This window comes from Micromonospora matsumotoense (assembly GCF_050951065.1).
Classification (GTDB): Bacteria; Actinomycetota; Actinomycetes; order Mycobacteriales; family Micromonosporaceae; genus Micromonospora; species Micromonospora matsumotoensis.
In genome coordinates this window covers 385,983-407,296 of record NZ_CP192025.1, presented here as the reverse complement: position 1 = coordinate 407,296, position 21,314 = coordinate 385,983, and the positions used below count along the sequence as shown (strand labels likewise).

21 protein-coding genes are annotated in these 21,314 nt (G+C 72.1%); 10 read left to right on the top strand and 11 right to left on the bottom strand.

Going from position 1 to position 21,314, the window contains the following annotated elements; translation table 11 throughout:
- Nucleotides 1–6: 6 nt before the first annotated feature.
- Nucleotides 7–1,176 carry an aminofutalosine synthase MqnE gene (gene mqnE, locus ACQP1S_RS02005; protein ID WP_091244294.1) on the bottom strand — a complete coding sequence of 390 codons (1,170 nt, stop codon included), beginning with the start codon at nucleotides 1,174–1,176 and terminating at the stop codon, nucleotides 7–9.
- 241 nt (nucleotides 1,177–1,417) lie between these two features.
- Between mqnE and ACQP1S_RS02000 the strand changes: the two genes are divergently transcribed.
- From ACQP1S_RS02000 to ACQP1S_RS01985, 4 genes are all read left to right on the top strand, one after another.
- Nucleotides 1,418–2,992 carry a C40 family peptidase gene (locus tag ACQP1S_RS02000; RefSeq protein ID WP_432902388.1) on the top strand — a complete coding sequence of 525 codons (1,575 nt, stop codon included), beginning with the start codon at nucleotides 1,418–1,420 and terminating at the stop codon, nucleotides 2,990–2,992.
- 132 nt (nucleotides 2,993–3,124) lie between these two features.
- Complete coding sequence (locus ACQP1S_RS01995) at nucleotides 3,125–4,807, top strand: hypothetical protein (protein WP_432902386.1); 1,683 nt, start codon at nucleotides 3,125–3,127, stop codon at nucleotides 4,805–4,807.
- Between the two features lie 255 nt (nucleotides 4,808–5,062).
- Entirely contained in the window at nucleotides 5,063–6,955 is a 1,893-nt protein-coding gene (locus ACQP1S_RS01990; protein ID WP_432902384.1) for a DEAD/DEAH box helicase, read from the top strand.
- Between the two features lie 96 nt (nucleotides 6,956–7,051).
- Entirely contained in the window at nucleotides 7,052–7,672 is a 621-nt protein-coding gene (locus tag ACQP1S_RS01985; protein ID WP_432907718.1) for a putative glycolipid-binding domain-containing protein, read from the top strand.
- 100 nt (nucleotides 7,673–7,772) lie between these two features.
- Here the strand turns inward: ACQP1S_RS01985 and ACQP1S_RS01980 are convergent, their stop codons facing one another.
- Both ACQP1S_RS01980 and ACQP1S_RS01975 read right to left on the bottom strand, forming a co-directional pair.
- A complete protein-coding gene (locus ACQP1S_RS01980; protein WP_091244282.1) occupies nucleotides 7,773–8,864 on the bottom strand; it encodes a PLP-dependent cysteine synthase family protein in 1,092 nt (363 codons plus the stop codon).
- Between the two features lie 180 nt (nucleotides 8,865–9,044).
- Nucleotides 9,045–9,503, bottom strand: a complete 459-nt coding sequence (locus ACQP1S_RS01975; protein WP_091244277.1) for an Lrp/AsnC family transcriptional regulator — start codon at nucleotides 9,501–9,503, stop codon at nucleotides 9,045–9,047.
- A 268-nt stretch (nucleotides 9,504–9,771) separates the two neighbouring features.
- Here ACQP1S_RS01975 and ACQP1S_RS01970 point away from each other — a divergent pair, with 268 nt between their 5' ends.
- The gene (locus ACQP1S_RS01970) at nucleotides 9,772–10,038 is read left to right on the top strand and encodes a BldC family transcriptional regulator (protein ID WP_084261470.1); all 267 of its coding nucleotides are present in this window, start codon (nucleotides 9,772–9,774) and stop codon (nucleotides 10,036–10,038) included.
- Nucleotides 10,039–10,185: 147 nt separating this feature from the next.
- Here the strand turns inward: ACQP1S_RS01970 and ACQP1S_RS01965 are convergent, their stop codons facing one another.
- Nucleotides 10,186–10,812, bottom strand: coding sequence for a UbiX family flavin prenyltransferase (locus tag ACQP1S_RS01965; RefSeq protein ID WP_432902381.1), 627 nt, complete (start codon nucleotides 10,810–10,812; stop codon nucleotides 10,186–10,188).
- A 388-nt stretch (nucleotides 10,813–11,200) separates the two neighbouring features.
- Between ACQP1S_RS01965 and ACQP1S_RS01960 the strand changes: the two genes are divergently transcribed.
- A complete protein-coding gene (locus tag ACQP1S_RS01960; protein ID WP_432902379.1) occupies nucleotides 11,201–12,166 on the top strand; it encodes a terpene synthase family protein in 966 nt (321 codons plus the stop codon).
- 195 nt (nucleotides 12,167–12,361) lie between these two features.
- On the opposite strand, the gene mqnP is transcribed toward ACQP1S_RS01960, so the two are convergent.
- Together mqnP and ACQP1S_RS01950 are read right to left on the bottom strand one after the other, a co-directional pair.
- Nucleotides 12,362–13,273, bottom strand: coding sequence for a menaquinone biosynthesis prenyltransferase MqnP (gene mqnP / locus ACQP1S_RS01955; RefSeq protein WP_432902377.1), 912 nt, complete (start codon nucleotides 13,271–13,273; stop codon nucleotides 12,362–12,364).
- Nucleotides 13,273–14,733, bottom strand: coding sequence for a menaquinone biosynthesis decarboxylase (locus ACQP1S_RS01950; RefSeq protein ID WP_432902375.1), 1,461 nt, complete (start codon nucleotides 14,731–14,733; stop codon nucleotides 13,273–13,275). Before ACQP1S_RS01950 ends, mqnP begins: the two co-directional genes overlap by 1 nt.
- A gap of 326 nt (nucleotides 14,734–15,059) precedes the next feature.
- On the opposite strand from ACQP1S_RS01950, the gene ACQP1S_RS01945 reads away from it, so the two are divergent.
- On the top strand, nucleotides 15,060–15,932 hold the full coding sequence (locus ACQP1S_RS01945) for an alpha/beta fold hydrolase (protein WP_432902373.1): 873 nt from the start codon (nucleotides 15,060–15,062) through the stop codon (nucleotides 15,930–15,932).
- A 121-nt stretch (nucleotides 15,933–16,053) separates the two neighbouring features.
- Here ACQP1S_RS01945 and ACQP1S_RS01940 read toward each other — a convergent pair whose 3' ends face one another.
- Together ACQP1S_RS01940 and ACQP1S_RS01935 are read right to left on the bottom strand one after the other, a co-directional pair.
- Nucleotides 16,054–16,242 carry a DUF397 domain-containing protein gene (locus ACQP1S_RS01940; protein ID WP_432902371.1) on the bottom strand — a complete coding sequence of 63 codons (189 nt, stop codon included), beginning with the start codon at nucleotides 16,240–16,242 and terminating at the stop codon, nucleotides 16,054–16,056.
- The gene (locus tag ACQP1S_RS01935) at nucleotides 16,233–16,505 is read right to left on the bottom strand and encodes a Scr1 family TA system antitoxin-like transcriptional regulator (RefSeq protein WP_432902369.1); all 273 of its coding nucleotides are present in this window, start codon (nucleotides 16,503–16,505) and stop codon (nucleotides 16,233–16,235) included. The genes ACQP1S_RS01940 and ACQP1S_RS01935 overlap by 10 nt, the downstream gene beginning before the upstream one ends.
- Before the next feature lie 8 nt (nucleotides 16,506–16,513).
- Here ACQP1S_RS01935 and ACQP1S_RS01930 point away from each other — a divergent pair, with 8 nt between their 5' ends.
- Nucleotides 16,514–16,783 carry a hypothetical protein gene (locus ACQP1S_RS01930; RefSeq protein ID WP_091244256.1) on the top strand — a complete coding sequence of 90 codons (270 nt, stop codon included), beginning with the start codon at nucleotides 16,514–16,516 and terminating at the stop codon, nucleotides 16,781–16,783.
- Between the two features lie 110 nt (nucleotides 16,784–16,893).
- Here ACQP1S_RS01930 and ACQP1S_RS01925 read toward each other — a convergent pair whose 3' ends face one another.
- Nucleotides 16,894–17,454 carry a carboxymuconolactone decarboxylase family protein gene (locus tag ACQP1S_RS01925; RefSeq protein ID WP_432902367.1) on the bottom strand — a complete coding sequence of 187 codons (561 nt, stop codon included), beginning with the start codon at nucleotides 17,452–17,454 and terminating at the stop codon, nucleotides 16,894–16,896.
- Nucleotides 17,455–17,517: 63 nt separating this feature from the next.
- On the opposite strand from ACQP1S_RS01925, the gene ACQP1S_RS01920 reads away from it, so the two are divergent.
- A complete protein-coding gene (locus ACQP1S_RS01920) occupies nucleotides 17,518–17,994 on the top strand; it encodes a MarR family winged helix-turn-helix transcriptional regulator (RefSeq protein ID WP_432902365.1) in 477 nt (158 codons plus the stop codon).
- Between the two features lie 63 nt (nucleotides 17,995–18,057).
- Here the strand turns inward: ACQP1S_RS01920 and ACQP1S_RS01915 are convergent, their stop codons facing one another.
- Nucleotides 18,058–19,047 (bottom strand): LacI family DNA-binding transcriptional regulator, encoded by a 990-nt coding sequence (locus ACQP1S_RS01915; protein ID WP_432907716.1) that lies wholly within the window; start codon nucleotides 19,045–19,047, stop codon nucleotides 18,058–18,060.
- A gap of 273 nt (nucleotides 19,048–19,320) precedes the next feature.
- Between ACQP1S_RS01915 and ACQP1S_RS01910 the strand changes: the two genes are divergently transcribed.
- Nucleotides 19,321–19,575: a hypothetical protein gene (locus tag ACQP1S_RS01910; protein WP_432907714.1), complete on the top strand. Its 255-nt coding sequence runs from the start codon at nucleotides 19,321–19,323 to the stop codon at nucleotides 19,573–19,575.
- On the opposite strand, the gene ACQP1S_RS01905 is transcribed toward ACQP1S_RS01910, so the two are convergent.
- Entirely contained in the window at nucleotides 19,516–21,093 is a 1,578-nt protein-coding gene (locus ACQP1S_RS01905; protein ID WP_432902363.1) for a ricin-type beta-trefoil lectin domain protein, read from the bottom strand. The genes ACQP1S_RS01910 and ACQP1S_RS01905 overlap by 60 nt on opposite strands.
- Nucleotides 21,094–21,314: the final 221 nt, after the last annotated feature.

Below are 21,314 nucleotides of genomic sequence, written 5' to 3'. Positions count from 1 at the left end.
GCCGGGTCAGGCCCAGACCTGCTGCGGCTCGGCACGCCGAGACGCCAGCGAGGGCGCCCGGTCGTACTCGCGGACCACGTTGTAGCGGGTGTCCCGCTCGACCGGCTGGAAACCGGCGTCCCAGATCAGGTGCAGCAGATCGTCCCGGTGCATGGTGTTCGGGGTGCCGTACGAGTCGGCGTCATGGGTGATCTTGTATTCGACGACCGAGCCGTCCAGGTCGTCCACGCCGAAGTTGAGCGACAGCTGGGCCACCGACAGCCCGTGCATCACCCAGAAGTTCTTCACGTGCGGGACGTTGTCGAACAGCAGCCGGGAAACCGCGAACGTCTTCAACGACTCGGCCGGCGAGGCCATCGTGGTGCGCGCCTGGATCCGGTTGCGGATCTTGCCGTCCGCCGAGTCGACGAAGTCGTGCTGGTAGCGCAGCGGGATGAAGACCGCGAACCCGCCGGTCTGATCCTGCAACTCGCGCAGCCGCAGCACGTGGTCGACCCGGTGCCGGGGCTCCTCGATGTGCCCGTACAGCATCGTCGCCGGGGTCTTCATGCCCTTGGCGTGGGCCAGCGCGTGGATCCGCGACCAGTCCTCCCAGTGGCAGGCGTGGTCGACGATGTGCTGGCGGACCTCCCAGTCGAAGATCTCCGCGCCGCCGCCGGTCAACGACTCCAGGCCGGCGTCCATCAGCTCGTCGAGAATCTCGTCGGCCGACAGGCCGCTGATCTTCTCGAACCACTGCACCTCGGTCGCGGTGAAGCACTTGAGCTTGACGTTCGGCAGCGCCGCCTTCAGCTCCCGCAGCACCTTCGGGTAGTAGCGCCAGGGCAGCGTGGGGTGCAGGCCGTTGACGATGTGCAGCTCGGTGAGCTGCTCGTCCTCCATCTCCTTGGCCTTGCGGACCGCCTCGTCGATACGCATCGTGTACGCGTCCTTCTCGCCCGGCTTGCGCTGGAAAGAGCAGTACGCACACGAGGCGGAACAGACGTTCGTCAGGTTGAGGTGCCGGTTGACGTTGAACATCACCCGCTCGCCGTTCAACTCGGTACGCCGGTGGTGGGCCAGTCGACCCAACCAGGTCAGGTCGTCGCTCTCGTAGAGGGCGATCCCGTCCGAGCGGGTCAGTCGCTCCCCCGCGTACACCTTCGCTTCGAGCTCACGCTTGAGTCCGGCGTCCATCGAAAAGCCACGTCCCTTCCACCTGCGGTCCGATCGAGCCTACGTCGGGCCACCGACGAGTCGGCAGGACGGGCACCGGCAGCGGCGTACTTCACCCGTACTCCCAGGCTTCTCCAAGCCGGCTGCGCATCGACATCGTTGTCCCGGTGCGGTAAGACAGGAAGGGACGCGGCGCAAGCCGGCGGCGTCCCGGTCGCCGCGCCCACCCCGCGCGGCGCCATCACGCGGCACAGGGAGCGGAATGGTCGACAGCGGGCACGGGCGACGGCAGCGACGACGCAGGAGCCCGTTGGTCTCCCCGGTGCTGCGTCCGGCGCTCTGGTCGGCGCTGCTCGGCGCGGTCGCCGCGATGGTCCTGGCCACCCCGGCCTATGCCGAGCCGCCGCTGCCCAACACCGTCCCGGACACCGGCTCCCGGCCGGTGGCGACGGGCGGGGTGCAGCTGCCCGGCGCGGCGACGCCCGGCTACCCGGCCCTCGGTCAGCCCGGTTATCCGACCCTGCCGGTCGGCGGGCTCCCGACCAGCCCGCTGCTGTCCCAGATCGACGCCCTGACCGCGCAGAACGGTCAGCTCGCCGACCAGCTCCTCCAGTTACAGAAGCAGCGCGACGACGCGCGGGTCCAACTCACCGGCGTGCAGGGTGAGCTGACCCGGGCCCGGGGCGCGCTGACCGTGGCGGAGCAGCAGGCCAACGCCGTCGCCGCGAACGCCTTCAAGGCCGCCGCCGCCCTGCCGCCCGGCGAGCTGGCCCGTGACCTGCGCGGGCTGAGCGTCCTGCAGCGGGCCTCCCGGGGTGAGCAGGCCGACGACGAGACCACCGCGGCGGCCGGCGAGCTGTCCCGGGCCCGGACGGCCGAGCAGGTCGCCGCCCAGGCGGTCACCGCCGCCACGGACCGGGTCCGGCGGGCGGAGGAACAGTTCGCCGCGGTGCAGAAGGCGCTGCGGGACAACGACGCCAAGATCGCCAAGCTGCGGGCGGAAAACCAGGCCCAGCTCATCGCGCTGGAGAAGCAGCAGGAGGCTGCCGAGCAGAGGCTGGGCGCGGCGTACGTCGAGGGGCAGAGCAGCACCGGGCTGAACGCCAGTCCGCAGGCGCTCACCGCCGTCCGGTACGCGCTGGCGCAGCTCGGCGACCCCTACCTCTGGGCGGCCGAGGGCCCGGACCGGTTCGACTGCTCGGGGCTGATGTGGGCCGCCTACCGGTCCGCCGGCTACTACGACCTGCCCCGGGTCGCCCGTGACCAGTACTACGCCACCCGCGGCCGGACGGTTTCCCAGGGTGCCCTGCTCCCCGGCGACCTGCTCTTCTTCGCCTCGGGCAGCAGCTGGACGACCATCCACCACGTCGCCATGTACATCGGTGGTGGGCGGATGGTGCAGGCGCCGCGCAGCGGGGACGTGGTCAAGATCTCCCAGGTCCGGTGGTCCGGTCTCTACGCCTCCACCCGGGTCGTCGGCGCGGTCACCACTCCAGGCTCCCCGGTCACCCAGGTCCCCACGCCGACCCCGGGCGCCACCAGCGCGTCGCCGAAGCCCACCACCCCGTCGCCGAAGCCCACCAGCGCCTCACCGAAGCCGCCCACACCCCGGCCGACGTCGACCACGGTCCCGACGAAGCCGCCGACGCCGAAGCCGTCCGTGACGCCCACCCCCACCCCGAGCAAGAGCGCCGAACCGACGCCGAGCATCTCCGGCTCCGGCTCCCCGGACGACAGCGCCACCCCGACCACGGCCGTCAACACCGGCGCCCCCCAGAGCAGCAGGTCGGCGTCCACCTCGACCTCGGCGACCGCCTCGGCGAGCACCGGGAGCTGACCGACCGCCACCACCGCGACCCTCCCCTCGGCACTCCGACTGTGCCGACGGGGCGAGATGTGGCACGGTGACACGAGGCACATCCGGTCGCCGTTCACGGGGCGCGGGTGCGACGGTGCGCGGAGGGCGATCATGGGCGAGCAAGAGGTTCCGGTGCGGCAGGTCGACCAGGGACCCGTGCCCGACCCGGCCACCGACAACCCGGCCCGACCCACCGCACCCGCCGACGCACCCGGTCGGACCGGCGACGGGGCCACCGACAACCCGGGCCGACCCACCGGGGCCGCCGACAGCTCCGGCCGGTTCACCGGAACCAGCGATGCCCCGGCCCGGCCCGGTCCGTCCACCGACGGACCGGCCCGCGCCACGGCCAGTGTGCGGACCGTGACCGCACCGCCCGAGGGCAACGAACTTCCCGCCGGACCGGCCACCGCGACCACCTACCGAGCGGGCACCCCGGCCACCATCCCTGCCTCCCGAACACCCGACCCGCCCTCCAACGGCTCGGCTCCGGACGACCCGCACCCCCATGGCCCGGCTCCGGACGACCCGGGTTCCCCGACCGGCGTTCCCGGGCAGCGCGGCGGATCGGACGGCGGCACGGCACGGGCCAGCGTCTCCGTCCCCGGGCTCAGTCGGATCTCCGCCGCCGAGGCCGAAGGCGCGGCGGCGGGCGCGGGAACCCGGTCCGGTGACGCGTCCCCCGGGGTGTACCGGTCGGCACCGGTCAGCCCGGAACCGCCCGAGCCTGCGCAGCCCCCGGAGCCGGTCCAGCCGCCGACCCCACCGACCCCGGCACCGGAGCCCACCCCGGTGCCGACCCCCACGCCCGAGCCCGCCCCGAGTCCCACGCCGTTCACCCCTGAGCCGCCCGCTCCCGGACCGTTCCCCGCGCCGGTCCCGCCGCTGCCCGGCCCACCGCCGGGTCCCGTCCCGGTCCCGCCCGGCCCCGTCCCGCCCGTACCCGGGCCACCGGTGCCACCCCCGGGTCCGGCGGTACCGCCGCCGCCTGCGCCACCCGGCCCGATGCCGGCACCTCCGTTCCCGCCGCCGCCGGCCATGACCGGCCGCGCGACCCCGGCCTTCCGGGCCAGCGCCTCCGCCGCAGTACCCCCGACCGCCGGCACCGCCACCCCGACCGTCCCGGCACCTCCGGCCCCGGCGTCCGCCACCTTCATCCCGCCCGCCTCCGCACCCCTGCCCGCCTCCGCACGCCCGTCCGCCTCCGCACCTGCCGTCCCGGCACTCCCCGCCTTCACCCCGCCGTCGTCCGCACCCCCCGCCCCGGCACTCCCCGCCTTCACCCCGCCGTCGTCCGCGTCCCCGGCGAAGAGCGGCGGTACGGGTGCTGCCGGCTCGGCCGTGCCGACGTTCCAGGCCCCGGTCGTGCCCGACCTGTCGGGCGGCGACGCCACGTCGGCACTGCCGGTGGTGCCGGCGCCCGCGCTGCCCGGCTCGCCCCGCTCCGTACCCGCCCCGGACGGGACGGCCGGCGCCGTCACCCGCCGTGCCACCGGCACCTCCTACCGGGGCGGTCCGGACCTGGCGAGCGTCGGCTACGGCGGCGGCACCGACGGGCCCGGCCACTCCACGGTCGCATTCCCGGCCGCCAATTCCGTGGAGAACTCCGGCTCGCTGACCGGACACATCCTGGCTCAGGGCTGGTCCGACACGCCGACGCCGCGATCCCGCACCACCCGGGTGGTGATCGTGCTCGCCGCCTCGCTGGGACTGCTGGTGGCGATCAGCGTGCTGGTCGTCCTGCTCGCCAACAACGTGATGGACGGGCTGGTCGGCAACATGCTGTCCCCGTGAGACCCCGGCGGCCGGACGCCACGGAGGTGCTGGTGGGCGGGCCCGGCAGGCGGGTGGGGAGGACCGGATCGGGGGTGAGTCCGCCCACTACCGGCGCGGAGTGCACTGGCGGCACCGCAGGATCGCCGTACACTTGTCGGGATCACTGACCCGGCGCGCGTGGCGTGCCCCTGGGCGATCTTGCGGGCGATTCGGCGGCGAACCTCATGCTGCGGCGGGCCATCGCGAAGATGCGCCCCGCTCGAAAGGCATTTCTTGACCACCTCCGTTGACCCCGGCACCATTCCGTCCGCCCACGACCTCCCGGCCGGTGACGACACCGGCAACGCCCCGGCTCCGGCCACCCCCGTCGTCGGCTTCGCCGACCTGGGGCTGCCCCGGCAGCTGGTCGACACCCTCGCCCGGCAGGGCATCACCACCCCGTTCGAGATCCAGCGGGCCACCCTGCCCGACGCCATCGCCGGCCGGGACGTCCTCGGCCGGGGCCAGACCGGCTCCGGCAAGACCCTGGCCTTCGGGCTGGCGGTCATCGCGCGGCTGGCCGAGCGCAACCGGGCCCGGCCGCTGCACCCCCGCGCCCTGGTCCTGGTCCCGACCCGCGAGCTGGCGATGCAGGTCAACGACGCGCTGCTGCCGCTCGGCAAGGCCGTCGGGATCTTCCTCAAGACCGCCGTCGGTGGCGTCCCGTACGACCGGCAGATCGACGCGCTGCGGCGGGGCGTCGAGATCGTCGTGGCCACCCCGGGCCGGCTCGGCGACCTGATCAACCGGGGCGTCTGCGTCCTGGACGACGTCGAGGTGACCGTCCTGGACGAGGCCGACCAGATGGCCGACATGGGCTTCCTCCCCGAGGTCACCGAGTTGCTCGCCAAGACCCCGGCGAACGCCCAGCGGCTGCTCTTCTCGGCCACCCTGGACGGTGACGTCGACACGCTGGTCAGGCGGTTCATGACCGACCCGGTGACGCACTCCACCGCCCCGTCGACCGCGTCGGTGTCCACCATGGACCACCACCTGCTGCTGATCCCGCCGCACGACAAGTTCGCCGTGGCGGCGTCGATCGCGGCCCGCCCCGGCCGGACCATGCTCTTCGCCCGTACCCAGCTCGGCGTCGACCGGCTGGTGGAGCAGCTCGGCGCGGTGGGCGTACGGGCCGGTGGGCTGCACGGCGGCAAGACCCAGCGGATGCGCACCAAGACCCTCGCCGAGTTCAAGGAGGGACGGATGGACGTGCTGGTCGCCACCGACGTGGCGGCCCGGGGCATCCACGTCGACGGGGTCTCCCTGGTGCTGCACATCGACCCGCCGAAGGACCCAAAGGACTACCTGCACCGGGCGGGTCGTACCGCCCGGGCCGGTGAGTCGGGCGCGGTGGCCACGCTGGTGCTGCCCAAGCAGCGGCGAACCACGCTGGCGATGCTGGAGAAGGCCGGCGTGGAGCCGGCCGAGACCCGGGTCCGGGTCGGCGACGCGGTGCTGACCGAACTGACCGGGGCCCGCGAGCCCAGTGGCATCCCGGTCCCGGTACGCGACGAGCCCGAGCCGCGTCGGCACGGCGACCGTCCGCGCCGCTTCGGCGACCGGGACTCCCGCAGCTACGGCGGCAACCGCGACAGCCGGGGCTACGCCGGCAACCGGGACAGCCGCGGTTACAGCGGTGACCGGGACAGCCGGGGTCACAGCGGTGACCGCGACAGCCGGAGTCACGCTGGCGACCGTGGCTACAGCGCCCGCCCCAGCAGTGAGCGTGGGTACGGCGACCGGCCCAGCGGCGACCGGAGCTACAGCCCCCGCCCCAGCGGCGACCGGGGCTACGGCGATCGACCGGGTGGCGACCGGGGCTACAGCGCCCGCCCCGCCGGTGACCGTGGGTACGGCGACCGGCCCAGCGGCGACCGGGGCTACGGGGATCGCGTGCAGACCGACCGGGGTTACGGCGACCGGCGCTTCGGCGACCGGGGTGAGCAGCGTTTCGGTGACCGGGACGCCCGGGGCGAGCAGCACTCCGGGGAGCGCCGGTTCGGCAACGGTGAGCCGCGTGCCACCGACCGGCGGGGCGGGTTCCGCACCGAGGGTCGGGTCCGCGACGACCGGCCGCGTGACGACCGGCAGGGCTTCGGCGGCAGGCCGCCGGCGCGTACCCACTGATCGGTGGAATTCCCGACGCCGCCCCGGAGCCCACGCTCCGGGGCGGCGTTCGTGCATGCGCTGCCGACGACGCCCGGCTGGCGTAACGTCCGCACCATGCCGAGGTCACTATTCTGGAGCCGGACGGACACCGCCGGGGCCGAGCACGCCGTCCTCGACGACGGGTCAGGGTTCGCCGCGCACGGCACCCAACTGGCCATCGACCCGATCCCCTACACCTGCCGCTACCGGGTGGTGGCCGGCGCGGACGGGGTCACCGTCTCGCTCGCCGTGGAGGCCGAGGGGGCCGGCTGGTCGCGGACCGTACGACTGGAACGCGGGGCGGACGGCTGGCGGGTGACGACCGGCGAGCAGGGCGACCTGGACGCGGCGCTGCGGGCGGCCGGGCAGCCACCGGCCGGGCTACCCGGCATCGAGGAGCCCGACCGGTTGCACGACGCCCTCGACGTCGACCTGGGCGGCTCGGCCCTGTTCAACAGCCTGCCGATCCGCCGGTTGGGGTTGGCGGGGGCCACGTCCAGCACCGAGCACCGGATCACCGTGGCCTGGGTGCTGGTGCCGAGCCTGGAGGTGGTGGCCGGCGAGCAGGTCTACACGGCGCTCGGGCCGGGGCGGGTGGGATTCACCAGCGACACCTTCCGCGCCGAGTTGGAGGTGGACGGCGCGGGCCTGGTCCGGCACTACCCCGGTGTGGCCGACCGGGCGGACCTGGGCTAACCCGCGCCCGAGTCGGTAACGTCATCAGTTCTACCGCGGCCGGAGCCGGCAGGGGTACGGCGCCACCCAGCGGTACGGCACGTCCACGGTGTCGACGCCGTCAGGTCGGCCAACCGCCGGTGGTGAGGAAGCGGTCGATGGTGGCCAGGTGCGGAGCCAGATCGAGACCCTGGGCGGCCACCCAGCCGTCGTCGTAGTAGGTGTCGGTGTACCGCTCTCCGGCGTCGCAGATCAGCGTCACCACCGAGCCGGTCCGGCCCTGCGCGCGCAGCTCGGCGATCAGCCCGAACGCCCCCCACAGGTTGGTGCCGGTCGAGCCTCCGACCCGCCGGCCGAGCACCGCCGAGCCGGCCCGCATGGCGGCCAGCGAGGCGGCGTCCGGCACCTGGGTCATCCGGTCCACCACCGAGGGGAGGAAGGACGCCTCGACGGTGGGCCGGCCGATCCCCTCGATCCGGGAACCCCGGCCGGTGCGCACCGACCAGTCGGCGGCCTGCCACGCCGGATAGAACGCCGAGTTCTCCGGATCGACCACGCAGAGCTTGGTGGGCAGCCGCTGGAAGCGGGCGTACCGGCCGATGGTGGCGCTGGTGCCGCCGGTGCCCGCGCCGACCACGATCCAGGCCGGCACGGGGTGCCGCTCCAGGGAGAGCTGGGCATAGATCGACTCGGCGATGTTGTTGTTGCCCCGCCAGTCGGTGGCCCGCTCGGCGTAGGTGAACTGGTCCATGAAGTGCCCGCCGCTGTCCTCGGCGAGCCAGCGCGCCTCGACCACCACCTTGGCCGGGTCCTCGACCAGGTGGCAACGCCCGCCGTGGAACTCGATCTGGGCGATCTTCTCCGGTGAGGTGGAGGCGGGCATCACCGCGACGAACGGCAGCCCGAGCATCCGGGCGAAGTACGCCTCGGAGACCGCCGTCGAGCCGGAGGACGCCTCGATCACCGTGGTCGACGGTCCGATCCAGCCGTTGCAGAGCCCGTAGAGGAAGAGTGAACGGGCCAACCGGTGCTTGAGTGAGCCGGTGGGGTGCACCGACTCGTCCTTGAGATAGAGGTCGATCCCCCACTGTCGGGGCAGCGGGAACGGCAGCAGGTGGGTGTCGGCCGACCGGTTGGCGTCGGCCTCCACCGCGGCGATGGCCTCGGTCACCCAGACCCGTCCGGCCTCGTCGCACCGCTCCAGATGAGTCACGTCGGCAACGTTACAAGCGAGGTCAGCTCGGGTTCGGGCCGCCCCGGCATCGCCGCCGACGGGCGCCGACGGCGGGCAGCAGCGACGGGCGACGGCAGGCAGCAGCGGCAGGCGACGGCAGGCGGACCGCGCTGCGCGTACGGCGGCGGGAGGGGGACCGGCGGGCGGCGGGCCGGCCGGTCAGGAAGCCGGTGGCTCGATCGGCTGGGGCCGGTTCTCCCACTTGGTCGACAGCGCGATGCCGGTGCGGGTGGAGGCCACCCCGGGGGTACGGCTCAGTCGGACGATCAACTGTTCCAGCTCGGCGATGGTGCCCACCCGCGCCTTGAGCAGGAAGGACTCGACGCCGGCCATGAAGTAGCAGGATTCGATCTCGGGCATCTGCCGGAACGTCTCCAGCACGTCGTCGGTGTCCCCGCCGGAGTCCTCGACGATGCCGATCAGGGCGGTCACCCCGAGCCCGATCGCCTCCGGCTCCACCTCGGCCCGGTAGGCCCGGATGACGCCGCCGGACTCCAGCTTGCCGACCCGTTCGTGCACCGCAGGCGCGGAGAGGCCGACCTGCCGGGCCAGTTCCGCGTACGACAGGCGGGCGTTACCGCGCAGTAGTTCGACGAGGCTCCGGTCGATCGCGTCCACGGAGGGTGAGCCTATCCGTTGGGGCGTAACGTCCGGCCACCGGCATCCGTTGGATCTGACAGCAGGTGACAGTTCGCAGACCGACGGTCAAGGGAGTCCCGCGCCGGTACCATTTACTAACTTCTCACTCCGTGCGTTTTTCGCGTTTGGCGGACAGGCCAGTTCGCTGGTGCTGTAATTGCCATACGTCCCTCATGACGGCTCTGGGCTCGCACCGGCCGGGGGCAGTGTGTTCAGCCGAGGGCTTCGTCGACGCGAGGAGGGGGCTGTGGACACTGGAGATCGCCTGCTGACACCGGGTGAGGTCGCTGCGTTGTTTCGGGTGGACCCGAAGACTGTGACGCGCTGGGCAGCGGCCGGCCGGATAGGCAGCATCCGGACTCCAGGCGGGCATCGCCGGTTTCGGGAATCCGAGGTGCGGGCCCTGCTGGAAGGGGAGGGCATGTTGGACGAGGCGGACGACATGGGCAAACCACGCAATGTGGGGCCTGCCGCCTCGACCGGGCCGGGTCCGGCCAATGCCGGGATGTACTGAATGGTGCGAGACGGACGCGCGGGCCGGCCGAACAGGCCGGCCCGTCGCCGACTGAGCAGGTGGCGGGCCCGTCCGGGCTGATCATCCGGCCCGCACCCGGCCGGGCGTGCGTCCCGGTCAGCGGCGCGGTGGCGGTCGCGGACCTGGTCAGCGGTCGGCGGCCAACCGGCCCGACCAGCGTCGGAACAGGGTGTGCGGCACGCCCAGGGCGTCCAGCACCTTGCCGGCCACGAAATCGACCAGTTGCTGGGCGGTGGCGGACGCACCGGCACCGTAGAAGCCGGGGCTGGCCGGCAGCACCACCGCGCCGGCGTCGTGCAGCGCGATCAGGTGTTCCAGGTGGCTGCGGGTGACCGGGGTCTCCCGGGGCACCAGCACCACCGGCCGCCGTTCCTTGAGGTTGACCTCGGCGGCGCGTTGTAGCAGGTCCTTCGACAGGCCGATGGCGATGCCGGCGCAGGCCGCCGTGCTGGCCGGCACCACCGCCATCCCGCGTACCCGGTAGGAGCCGCTGCTCGGGCCGGCCGCGATGTCGCCGGCCGGCCAGTGCTGCACGTCGTCGCCCGTGAGATCCCGGCCCAGCCAGCCGGCGAGGTCCTCGACCCAGTGCCCGTCCCGGAACGGCCGGCCGGTCTCGTCGAGGACGGTCAGCCGGGCGGCCCGGGACACGATCAGGTCCACCGGTTGCCCGGCATCGAGCAACCCCCGGACGACGGCCGCCGCGTACGGCGTGCCGGACGCCCCGGAGACCCCCACCACCCATGGTTCGCGCATACGCCCAGCCTGCCTGGTGTACGCCGACCGTCGGACGCCCACCCCCGGATCCGTCTCCGGTCCCCTGCCCTCCCGCCACTCCCGCCCGCCCGGGGGCCGCGCCCGTCCGGGACCCACGTCCCGCTCGGAGCCCGCGTCCGCCCGGGGGCCGCGTCCGCCCGGGGGCCGCGTCCGCCCGGGGGCCGCGTCCGCCCGGGGCCCACGTCCGCCGGGGCCCACGTCCCGCCCGGAGCCCGCGTCCGCCCGGCCGGGGCAGGGTCTGCGCGGTCCTCCACCGTCGCTGAGCACACGATTCAGGCATCCGTCGGCGGGCCCTGGGCGGGGCGTCAGAAGCGGACCTGCGATGCTGCGCTCGGTTGGTCCACGCCGCACGGGGGAGGAATCGGTAATGGTCGAAGAACTCCTCTGGTCATTACGGTCGGCGTGCCCGATCCCACCCCGGCTCTCCCCGTACGCCGAGGGGGTGCAGGACTGGCTGTTGGAGCGGCTGCCCCGACTGGGTCTGCCGTTGGGCGCCGAGGCGTTGCACCGGCTCGACCGGGCCGGCTTCGCCCGGTACGCCGGCCGCCTCTATCCGGACGCGAGTGAGCCGGACCTGCGTACCGTGGCGGCGCTTTTCACCTGGTTCTTCCTGGTCGACGACGCCTGCGACGGGCCGGACCGGTTGCCCTCGGAGCAGATCCGGGCGCTACGCCGGGGGACGCTGACCCTGCTGCACGACGGTCCCCGACGACGGCACCCGGGATTCGGTGGGCCGCTGCGTCGGCTGCTGGTGGAGGCGTGGCGGGCACCCCGTCGGCGGATGCCGGCGCGCTGGCGGCTGCGGTTCGCCGACGCGGTCGGCGACCACCTGGACGGCAACTGGCGGGAGGCGGTGGCGAAGGAGAGCGGGCGGCCACCCGGGGTGGACGAGTACGTCGCGCTACGCCGGGCCACCTCGGCGGCGTACGTGTCGTATCCGCTGATCGAGTTCGTCGGGGGCCGGGTGCTGCCCGACGCGGTGTACCACCATCCGCTGCTGCGCCGGATCGGTGCCCTCGGCAACGACCTGCTCTCCTGGTACAACGACCTCGCCTCGATGGAGCGGGACCGGGTCACCTCGGGCGGGCACAACCTGGTGCTGGCGCTGGCCGCCGAACGGAACGTGCCGGTGGCGGAGGCGGTGGAGCTGGTCGCCGAGCGGTGGCGGGACACGATGGGCCACTTCCAGGCCCAGTGCAGGGCGGTCCCGTCGTTCGGTCCGGCGCTGGACGCGTCAGTCGCCACCCACCTCGACGGGGTCGCGAACGCCGTCCGGGGCACCATCGACTGGACCCTGGAAAGCGCCCGCTACCCCCTCCACCCCCACCCCTGACACCACCCCAGTCCCCCGCCGCCCCGCCCCGCCGCCGCCCCGGTGATCAAGAGGTTTAGGTCAACCTGAAGATCAAAGTTGACCTGAACCTCTTGATCACTTGACGCAAACCTCTTGATCACCGGGGTGAGGCAGGGGGTGGGTGGGGGGTGGGGTGGGGTGGGGTGGGAGCAGGATGACGTGGTGGTGGGGTTGTCAGGGGTGGAGGTTGAGGCGGAGGAGCAGGTCCAGCAGGGCGAAGGCGAACAGGGCGATGCCGACGAAGCCGTTGGCGGTGAAGAAGGCCCGGTTGACCTTGCTGAGGTCGGTCGGGGTGACCACCAGGTGCTGGTAGCCGAAGGCGACCGCAGTGAGCACCAGCCCGATCCACCAGGGCCAGCCGTAGCCGACCAACGCGCCGAACCAGACGAACAGGGCGAACGTCACCACGTGCGCCACGGTGGAGGCGTGCAGCGCGAAGCGGCGGCCGTAGCGGGCGGGGACGCTGCGTACCCCGATCACCCGGTCGACCTCGTCGTCCTGGCAGGCGTAGATCAGGTCGAAGCCGCCGATCCACAGGCCGACGGCCGCGCCGAGCAGCCAGGCCGGCCACGAGCCGGCGAAGGTGCCGGTGACGGCGAGCCAGGCGCCGACCGGGCCGACCGCCTGGGCGATCGCCAGGATGGCGTGCGGCCAGTCGGTGAACCGCTTGCCGTAGGGGTAGACCACCAGCGGGATCACGGCGAGCGGGGCGAGCAGCAGGCAGAGCGGGTTGAGCAGGGCGGCGGCGGCGAGGAAGACCACCAGCGCGACGGCCGCACCGGTCCAGGCCGTCCGCACGCTCACCGCCCCGGTGACCAGTTCCCGCCCGGCGGTACGCGGGTTCCGGGCGTCGATCCGCCGGTCGAGGATGCGGTTGGCGGCCATCGCGAACGTCCGCGCCCCGACCATCGCCACGGTGATCAGCAGCAGGTCCCACCAGCGGACCCGACCGCCGTTGACCTGCATCGCGGTCAGCGCCGACAGGTAGGCGAACGGCAGCGCGAAGACGGAGTGCTCGATCGCGACGAGCTTGAGGAAGGACTTGACCCGACCGGGGCGGGCGGCCGGCGTAACGGCGGTGGCCATCAGATGCCGTACTCCTTCCAGCGCTTGTCGACCAGGGAGGCGACCTCCGGCGACATGGTCATCTCCTCCGGCCAGCCCCGGGTGTACCCCTCGGTGGGGAGCTTGCGGGTCGCGTCGACGCCCACCTTGCCACCCCAGAACTGCTGGTAGGACGAGTGGTCGAGGTGATCGACCGGGCCTTCGGTGAGCAGCAGGTCGCGGGCGTAGTCGACGTTGCCGAAGGCCCGGAAGGCGACCTCGTGGTAGTCGTGCACGTCGCAGTCCTCGTCGACGATCACGATCAGCTTGGTCAGCGACATCAGGTGCGCGCCCCAGATCGCGTTCATCACCTTCTGCGCGTGCTTCGGGTAGCGCTTGCGGATCGACACGATCGCGCAGTTGTGGAACACCCCGGCGGCCGGCAGGTCGTAGTCGACGATGTCCGGGATCATCAGCTTGAGCAGCGGTTGGAAGATCCGCTCGGTGGCCTTGCCGAGGCCGTGGTCCTCCTGCGGTGGCTTGGAGGTGACGATCGAGTGGTAGACCGGGTTGCGCTGCATGGTCATCGTCTCGATGTGCAGCACCGGGAACGGCTCGACCGGGGTGTAGAAGCCGGTGTGGTCGCCGAACGGGCCCTCGGGCAGCCGCTCGCCGGGCTCCAGGTAGCCCTCCAGCACGATCTGCGCGTGCGCCGGCACCTGCAACGGGACGGTCAGGCAGTCGACCATCTCGACCCGTTCGCCGCGCAGGAATCCGGCGAACAGGTATTCGTCGATGTCACCGGGGAGCGGCGCGGAGGCGGCGTAGCTGACCACCGGGTCACAGCCGATGGCGATGGCGACCGGGAGGCGCTGGCCGAGCCGTTCGGCGACCGCGTGGTGGGCGGTGGAGTCCTTGTGGATCTGCCAGTGCATGCCGAGGGTGTTGCGGGAGTGCTGCTGGAGCCGGTAGAGCCCGAGGTTGCGCTTGCCCGTCTCCGGGTGCTTGGTGTGGGTCAGTCCGTAGTTGTGGAAGATCCCGCCGTCGTCGGGCCAGACCTGGAGGCCGGGCAGCCTCCCCAGGTCGACGTCGTCGCCGGAGTAGACCACCTCCTGGCAGGGGGCGGTCTTCACCTTGCGGGGCGGCACCGACTTGAGCTGCATGACCTTGCCGAGGCCCTCGCGGATGCCGGACCAGCCGACCGGCAGCTCCGGCTTGATCAGCGCGCCGATCCGGTCACCGATCTCGTCCAGCGACCCGACGCCGAGCGCCATCGCCATCCGCTTCTCGGTGCCGAACAGGTTGATCGCCACCGGCATCTCGCCCCGGGTGGGCCGCTCGAAGAGCAGCGCCGGCCCGCCGGCCCGGACCGTCCGGGTGACCACCTCGCTGATCTCCAGCGTGGGGTCCACCGGGACGGTCACCCGCCGCAGCTCGCCCGCGCGCTCCAGCGCCGCGAGGAAGTCCTTGAGATCGGTGTACGGGAAGCCACGTGCCGCCATACGGCCAGTCTCCCGCACCCCGGGGCGCACCGCCGACGGCGGGTCGCCCCGCGCGGTGTGCGTCTCCCCACCCCGACGGGTGCACCTCCCCGCCCGGGTGGATGGCGGCCTTGGTCAGAGATCACGGGTGCGCCTCCCCGCCCGGGTGGATGGCGGCCTTGGTCAGAGATCTTGGAGAGAGTCGGCCCCCATAGGGGCCATTTCCTGCCAAGATCTCGGCGAACGTCTCCGCCCGGGCGGGTGCGTCTCTCCGACCGACGGCTGCTCGTTGGACGGGTGACGGTGGGGCAGGTGGCCGGGCCGTCGACGTCGGGACGGGGGCGGGGATGGGCGACGGACGGGTTCCGGCGGGGTTCACCGAGCAGCGGGCCCAGGTCGGTGCCGTGGCGATCAACTATGTCCGGGGCGGCCGGGGGCCGACCCTGGTGCTGCTGCACGGCTATCCGCAGTGCTGGCGGATGTGGCGGGCGCTGCTGCCGGAGTTGGCCGCGACGTACCACGTGATTGCCCCCGACCTGCGCGGTTTCGGCGACAGCGACGCCCCACCCGACGGGTACGACAAGTTGACCGTCGCCGCCGACCTGCACGGGCTGCTGACCAGCCTGGGCCTGGCCGGCGACATCAGACTGGTCGGCCACGACGTGGGCACCATGGTCGCGTACGCCTACGCCGCCGCCCACCCCGACACGGTGTCCCGGCTCGTGCTGACCGAGGCACCGATTCCGGACGAGAGCATCTACGCGTTCCCCGCCCTGAGCACGGCCGGGCCGGCGGTGTGGAACTTCGGCTTCTTCAATCTCACCAACGGCCTGCCGGAGGAGCTGGTCGCCGGCCGGGAGGCACGCTGGGTGGACCGCTTCACCGATTCGATCATGGTGAACAAGGGCAGCATCGGCCCGGCCGACATCGAGGAGTACGCCCGGCACCTGACCGACCCGGCCCACCTGCGGGCCAGCTTCGACTACTTCCGGGCCTTCGCGCAGGACGTCGCGGACAACACGGCGTACCGGAAGAACCCGCTGCCGATGCCGGTGCTGGCCGTCGGCGCGGCGGCCAGCCTCGGCGGGCAGGTCGCCGACCAGGTACGCCGCTACGCCCGCACGGTCGACGGCCGGGTGGTCGCCGACTGCGGCCACTGGCTGTTCGAGGAGCGCCCCACCGAGTTGGCCAGCCTGCTGCTGCCTTTCCTGCACGACTGACTCGCCCTGCGCCCGGCAGGCGAGTCAGCGAACGCGGGCCAGCAGGCGCGGCAGGGTCGGCAAGCGAGTCAGCGAGCGCGCGGGCCAGCCGGCGCCGGCCGGCACGGGGTCAGCGGGCGGGTCAGCGGGGAGGGGCGAGCGCGACGAACGACCGCCAGGCTGCCGGGGTGAAGGTCAGCACACCGCCGTCGCGATCCTTGCTGTCGCGGACGGCGACCAGCCCGGGAAGGTTGTCGGCCACCTCGACGCAGTTGCCGCCGTTGGTGCTGCTCCGGGTGCTGGTGCGCCACCGCGCGCCGGTCAGCTCCATGACTTCGCTACCTCCGTCAACAGATCGATCGACTGCTGGAGCGGCAGCGCCTCGCCCTGGATCGACTCCCAGGCCGACCGGACCGCCAGCACGTCCCCGGCGTGGTCGATCACCTGACCCTTGAGCTGATCGTCCAGATAGACGACATCCTCTCCGGTGGGCAGCGTAGCCAGCACGAAGGCCCCGGCGACACCGGGATACGCGCCGACCGAGGCGGGCACGACGTGCAGCCGGATCCGGGTGTGCTCGGTGGCGACATTCACCAGCCGCAATGACCAGCCCTGCGCAGCGCTCCCGGCTCCATGTCCCACTCCGGCCGCTGTGGCTCTGCCGGGCCTGCGGCGGTCCGTGGCCGTGCGCCACCGCCCGGCTGACCCTCGCGGCCGACTACCGGAACAGCCGGGTCGCCCTGTCGATCTACCTGGCCGGGATGCTGTACACCGCCGTCGAGGACCTGTACCGGCTCCACCCCCAGGACGCCCCGAAACCAGGAGCGCTGTACGACCGCTTCCTCGGCTGGGCCGCCCGCACCTGTCGGTGACCTTTAGTTTCCGGTCAGCCAATGGCACGAAACTACAGATTTCTTTAGTTATGCGCGCCCAGCGGCAGGTGCTCGCTCTGGGCGCCCCCGACCCCGGACCGCATTTCCGGTCAGGCCGCCGGCTCCCAGGCGTACCCGGCGAGAGGCGGGTCGAGCGGGGCACGGGTGAGCCGGTTGGCGAAGGTCGAGATGGTGTACGTCCCGACCCCGAGCACCACGTCCAGGGCGTGCCGGGCCCGGTAGCCGGCGTCGAGGAAGGCGGCCAGCTCGTCGTCCGGCACGTCACCGGCGTGGTCGAGGACGGCGAGGGTGAACCGGCGCAGCGCCGCCAGCCGGGGTTCGGGCAGTTCGGTGCCGTCGCGTAGCGCGGCGATCAGTTCAGCGGCGGCACCCAGCCGGCGCAGCGTCGCGGTGTGCATCGCCACGCAGAGGTGGCACCGGTTGCGGGTGGCGACCGTCAGCACCACCACCTCCCGCTCGACCGGCGCGAGGTCGGTGGCCTCGAAGGTGGCCGACGCCGTCAGGAACCCCTTGAGCAGTTCCGGGGACTCGGCCATCAGGCCGACCCCGGTGGGCAGGTGGCCGAGCTTCCGGTGTACGCCGGCCATGGTCGCGCGGGCCGGGTCGGGCGCGGTGTCGAGGGTGTGGACGGGGAAGGTCGGTCGGGACATGGCGGTACCCCTCACGTACGATAGTCAACGTGGTTGTCCAAACAGTAAACCAGGTTGTCGAACATGTCGACGGCTGACCCCGAGCGCCCCGGCTTCGTGCTGCCCCTGCTGCTGCTCGCCGGCTTCCGCAGCCTCATCGACGACCTGCACACCGAGCTGGCCCGGCAGGGCCACCCCGACCTGCGGCCGGCGCACGGCTTCGTGCTCCAGGCCGTCGGGGTCGACGGCACCACCGCGTCCGAACTGGGGCACCGCCTGGGCGTCTCGAAGCAGGCCGCCGGAAAGACCGTCGACCGGCTGGTCGCCCTCGGCTACCTGGAACGCGCCGACGACCCGGCCGACGCCCGCCGCAAACTGGTCCGGATGACGGAAAAGGGTGTCGACGGGCTACGCCGGTCGGCGGTGCTCTTCGACGCGCTGCGGGAGCGCTGGGTGACGCGGCTCGGCGCGGACCGGGTCGCCGCCCTGGAAGACGACCTGCGCGCGGTCACCCCGCCGGATTCCTTCCGCCTCGACGTCCCCGGCTGGTTCGGCACCTGACCACTCCAGAGCCAAGCACCGACGATGCGGGCGGAAGCACCGGCAGGAGCGGCCCGGTTCGGGTCAGGCGGTTCGCGGTGTTGCCGTGCTGGCCCGTGTCACCAGCCGGTTCGGCACCAGGCTGGTACCGGGCTCGACGGGCTGGTTGCGGATCTGTCGCAGCGCGGTCTCGACGCATCTGCGGCCTACTTCGGCGAAGTCCTGATGGATCGTGGTCAGCGGTGGGATGAACGAGGCGCTGTCCGGGATGTCGTCGAAGCCGATCACGCTGATGTCGCGGGGAACGATCCGTTGCTTCTCGTGCAACGCCCGCAGCACGCCGAGGGCCATCTGGTCGTTGCCGGCGAAGACCGCGGTGCACGACGCCTCGTCTGCCAGCAGGAGGCCGGCGCGGTAACCGGATTCGGCCGACCAGTCGCCGCGATACATCGACGGTACGGGCCGACCCGCCCCTTCAAGCACGCAGCGCCACGCCGTCGCCCGACGCTCGGCGGCGAAGGACTCCGGCGGCCCGGCGACGTGCCAGACGGTGTGGTGGCCGAGGTCGAGCAGGTGTTGGACGGCCTGCCGCGCACCGTCGGCCTGATCGGTGTCCACCACGTGGTAACGGTCGCCGGCATCGGAGTCGACGACCACGACGTGTACCCCCGGCGGGAGGACGAACATCGCGGCGTCGAGCAGATGCACCTCCATCACCACGATGACGGCGTCCACCGCCAACTCGCCCAGTCGGGTGAACGCGCCCAGCACGCCGTGCTGGGTGGGTGTCGCCACGGGCATGAGCGTGATCACGTAACCAGCACGGCTGGCGTGGGTGGCGATCGCCTCGATCAGCCGGCTGTTTCCCGTGGTGGACAGCGTGAAGATGATGACGCCGATGGTGCGGAACTCGCCGTTCTTCAGCGCCCGGGCCGCACTGTTGGGCCGGTAGCCCAACTGCTGCATCGCCGCGAGAACCTGTTGGCGGGTGGACGCGACAACACCGGGATGGCCGGTGGAGACGCGGGATACCGTCTGCGCGGAGACGCCGGCCGCTCGGGCCACGTCCGCCATCGACACGCGCCGGTGGCGCCGGGTGATACCTGACGATCCTGCGAGGGCCCGCGGCACACCGTCCGGCGATGCTGGGATCATCGCCACGGTGCTCCTTTCGCAGCCCGGCGGGCTGTTGAACGACACGATAAAGCAGCTGTCTGGTTCTTGACGCCATCCGAGGCGACTTCCCCGGCAAGCGCGCCGTGTTCGCCGTGGTGATCGACGCGATCGCCGTGCCCGGGTACCGCCCTCGCCGTACGCGGCGGCGAGGACGCGGACTTCTGGTTTCTCATCAACCGCACGGATGAACCCGTGGACATCACCAGCATCGACGGCGACCCGATCGTGAACACCGGCGAGGATGCCAGGACCCGTGGCCCGAACGGTCTGACGCCCAGGGGCGTCGCCGTCGTGAAGACGACCCGTGTAGAGACGTTGGAGGGATCCGGAACAGGCGTTCCGGATCCCTCCCACGTCAGGCTGGTGTCAGCCGCGGGTCCACCGCTGGTTGGCGCCTCCGTTGCAGGTCCACATGTTCACCGCTGATCCGTTCGCGGTCGCGTTGTTGGCGACGTCCAGGCACAGCCCGGACTGGACTCCCACCACGGTGTTGTTGGTGAGCGTCCACTGCTGGTGGGCACCGCTGCCGCAGTCCCCGAGGACCGCCGTGGCGCCCGGCGTCGTGCTCTGACCGGAGACGCCCAGGCACTTGCCGAGCGACTGCAACTGGCGGGTGGAGGCGTTGTACGTCCACTGCTGGTTGGCCCCGGTGTGGCAGTCCCACAGCGCCGGCCTGGTCCCGTTTGCGGGGTTGCTGTTCGGCACGTCGAGGCAACGACCCGACTGAGCGCCGATCAGCCTCGCCGTCGTCGTCCCCGTGGACGGGACCGGTGTCGTCGGCACGACGCCGCCCAGGTCGATGGTGCTGTACGTGACGGAGTTGACGGTGCTGCCGTTGTAGCCGCCGCTGAGCACCACCAGGCTGTGGCCGTCGGCCAGCGGAACCATGCCGCGGCTGTACCCGCCGGCGACCTTGGAATCGACCCGGGTCCAGGCGTTCGCGGCACCGCCCTGGGTGTTGACGAACACGTCGGTGGTGCTTTGCGCACTGACGACGAGGGTGCCGTTGGAGCCACCGGTGGGAAGCCAGGTGATGTACGGGTTCCAGAGGGCGGTGTGGCCGTCGGTCGACCTCAGGACCTGGCCGGTGACCGAGCCGAACGCCTCGGGGTTGGCGGAGATCTTGTAATAGACCGCGAGGTTTCCCGCCGGCGAGCCCCCGTACTCGTACGTCATCACGTAGTTGCCGTTCGGCAGCTTCGCCACTGTCGACATGCCGGGCCGGTCGCTCTGGGTGGAGGTCGCCACGTCGTCGACGACGGGGCCCCAGTTGACGCCGTCCGTGCTGACCTGGTGCACCAGCTTCTGGCTGTGGCTGCTGTCTCGCTCGTCGGAGTAGTAGACGATGAGTTTGTTGCCGTTGACCAGGAAGAAAGGTTCCCAGACCGGTCTGCCTCCGCCGTTGGCGATGGTCTTGACGAAGGTCCAGGTCTGCCCTTGGTTGGTGCTGGCGTACATGTCGATCTTGAACCCGGAGCGGTTACTGGGGACGGAGTCGCCGGCGGCCAGGATGGTCCCGGCGGGGAAGTTGCCGATCGCGGTGGGCAGTTCGAACAGCTGTGGCTGCCAGCGCATGCCCCAGCCGTTCTGCGTGTCGGCGACTTCCGAGATCTTGGTCCAGGAGTTGCCGGTGTCGGTGCTGCGGTAGATCGGGAAGACGGGCTTGCCGGTGGTGTACTGCTCGAAGGTGGCGAGCATGGTGCCGTTGGACGACCCGCTGTGCTCCAGCCGTATCCCCCTGGGGTAGAGCGTGCCGGGGGCGGGGGTGCCGGACGGCGGGGTGTACATGGTCTGCGAGGAGCGGGTGATGGCCTCGCTCACTGTGGGGAGGAGGACCGTGCCGACCGCCGCGACCAGGGCGAGCAGCAGGAGCAGGACAAGGAGGGGGAAGGGACGGGACAGCGGGGCGGCGCCGGATCTGACGCCTGTCTGCTTCGGGAACATGTGCGGCTCCAATAGCGGGGGAACGAGGTCTCGTCCGGGTCCGCCGCGTCGGGAGTGACCTGGTGGCGGTACGGCGGAGTTCAGGGAACTGTCAGCCGGGCGAGTTGGTGTCCAGCGGCTGGTCGTCGTCCTCGTAGGGTGGCTACGATCTTGCCGCTCGGCAGTGGGGTCGACCTCGCATACGAGATGCGGTACGGACGACTGCAGTGTCCGGTCGGCGT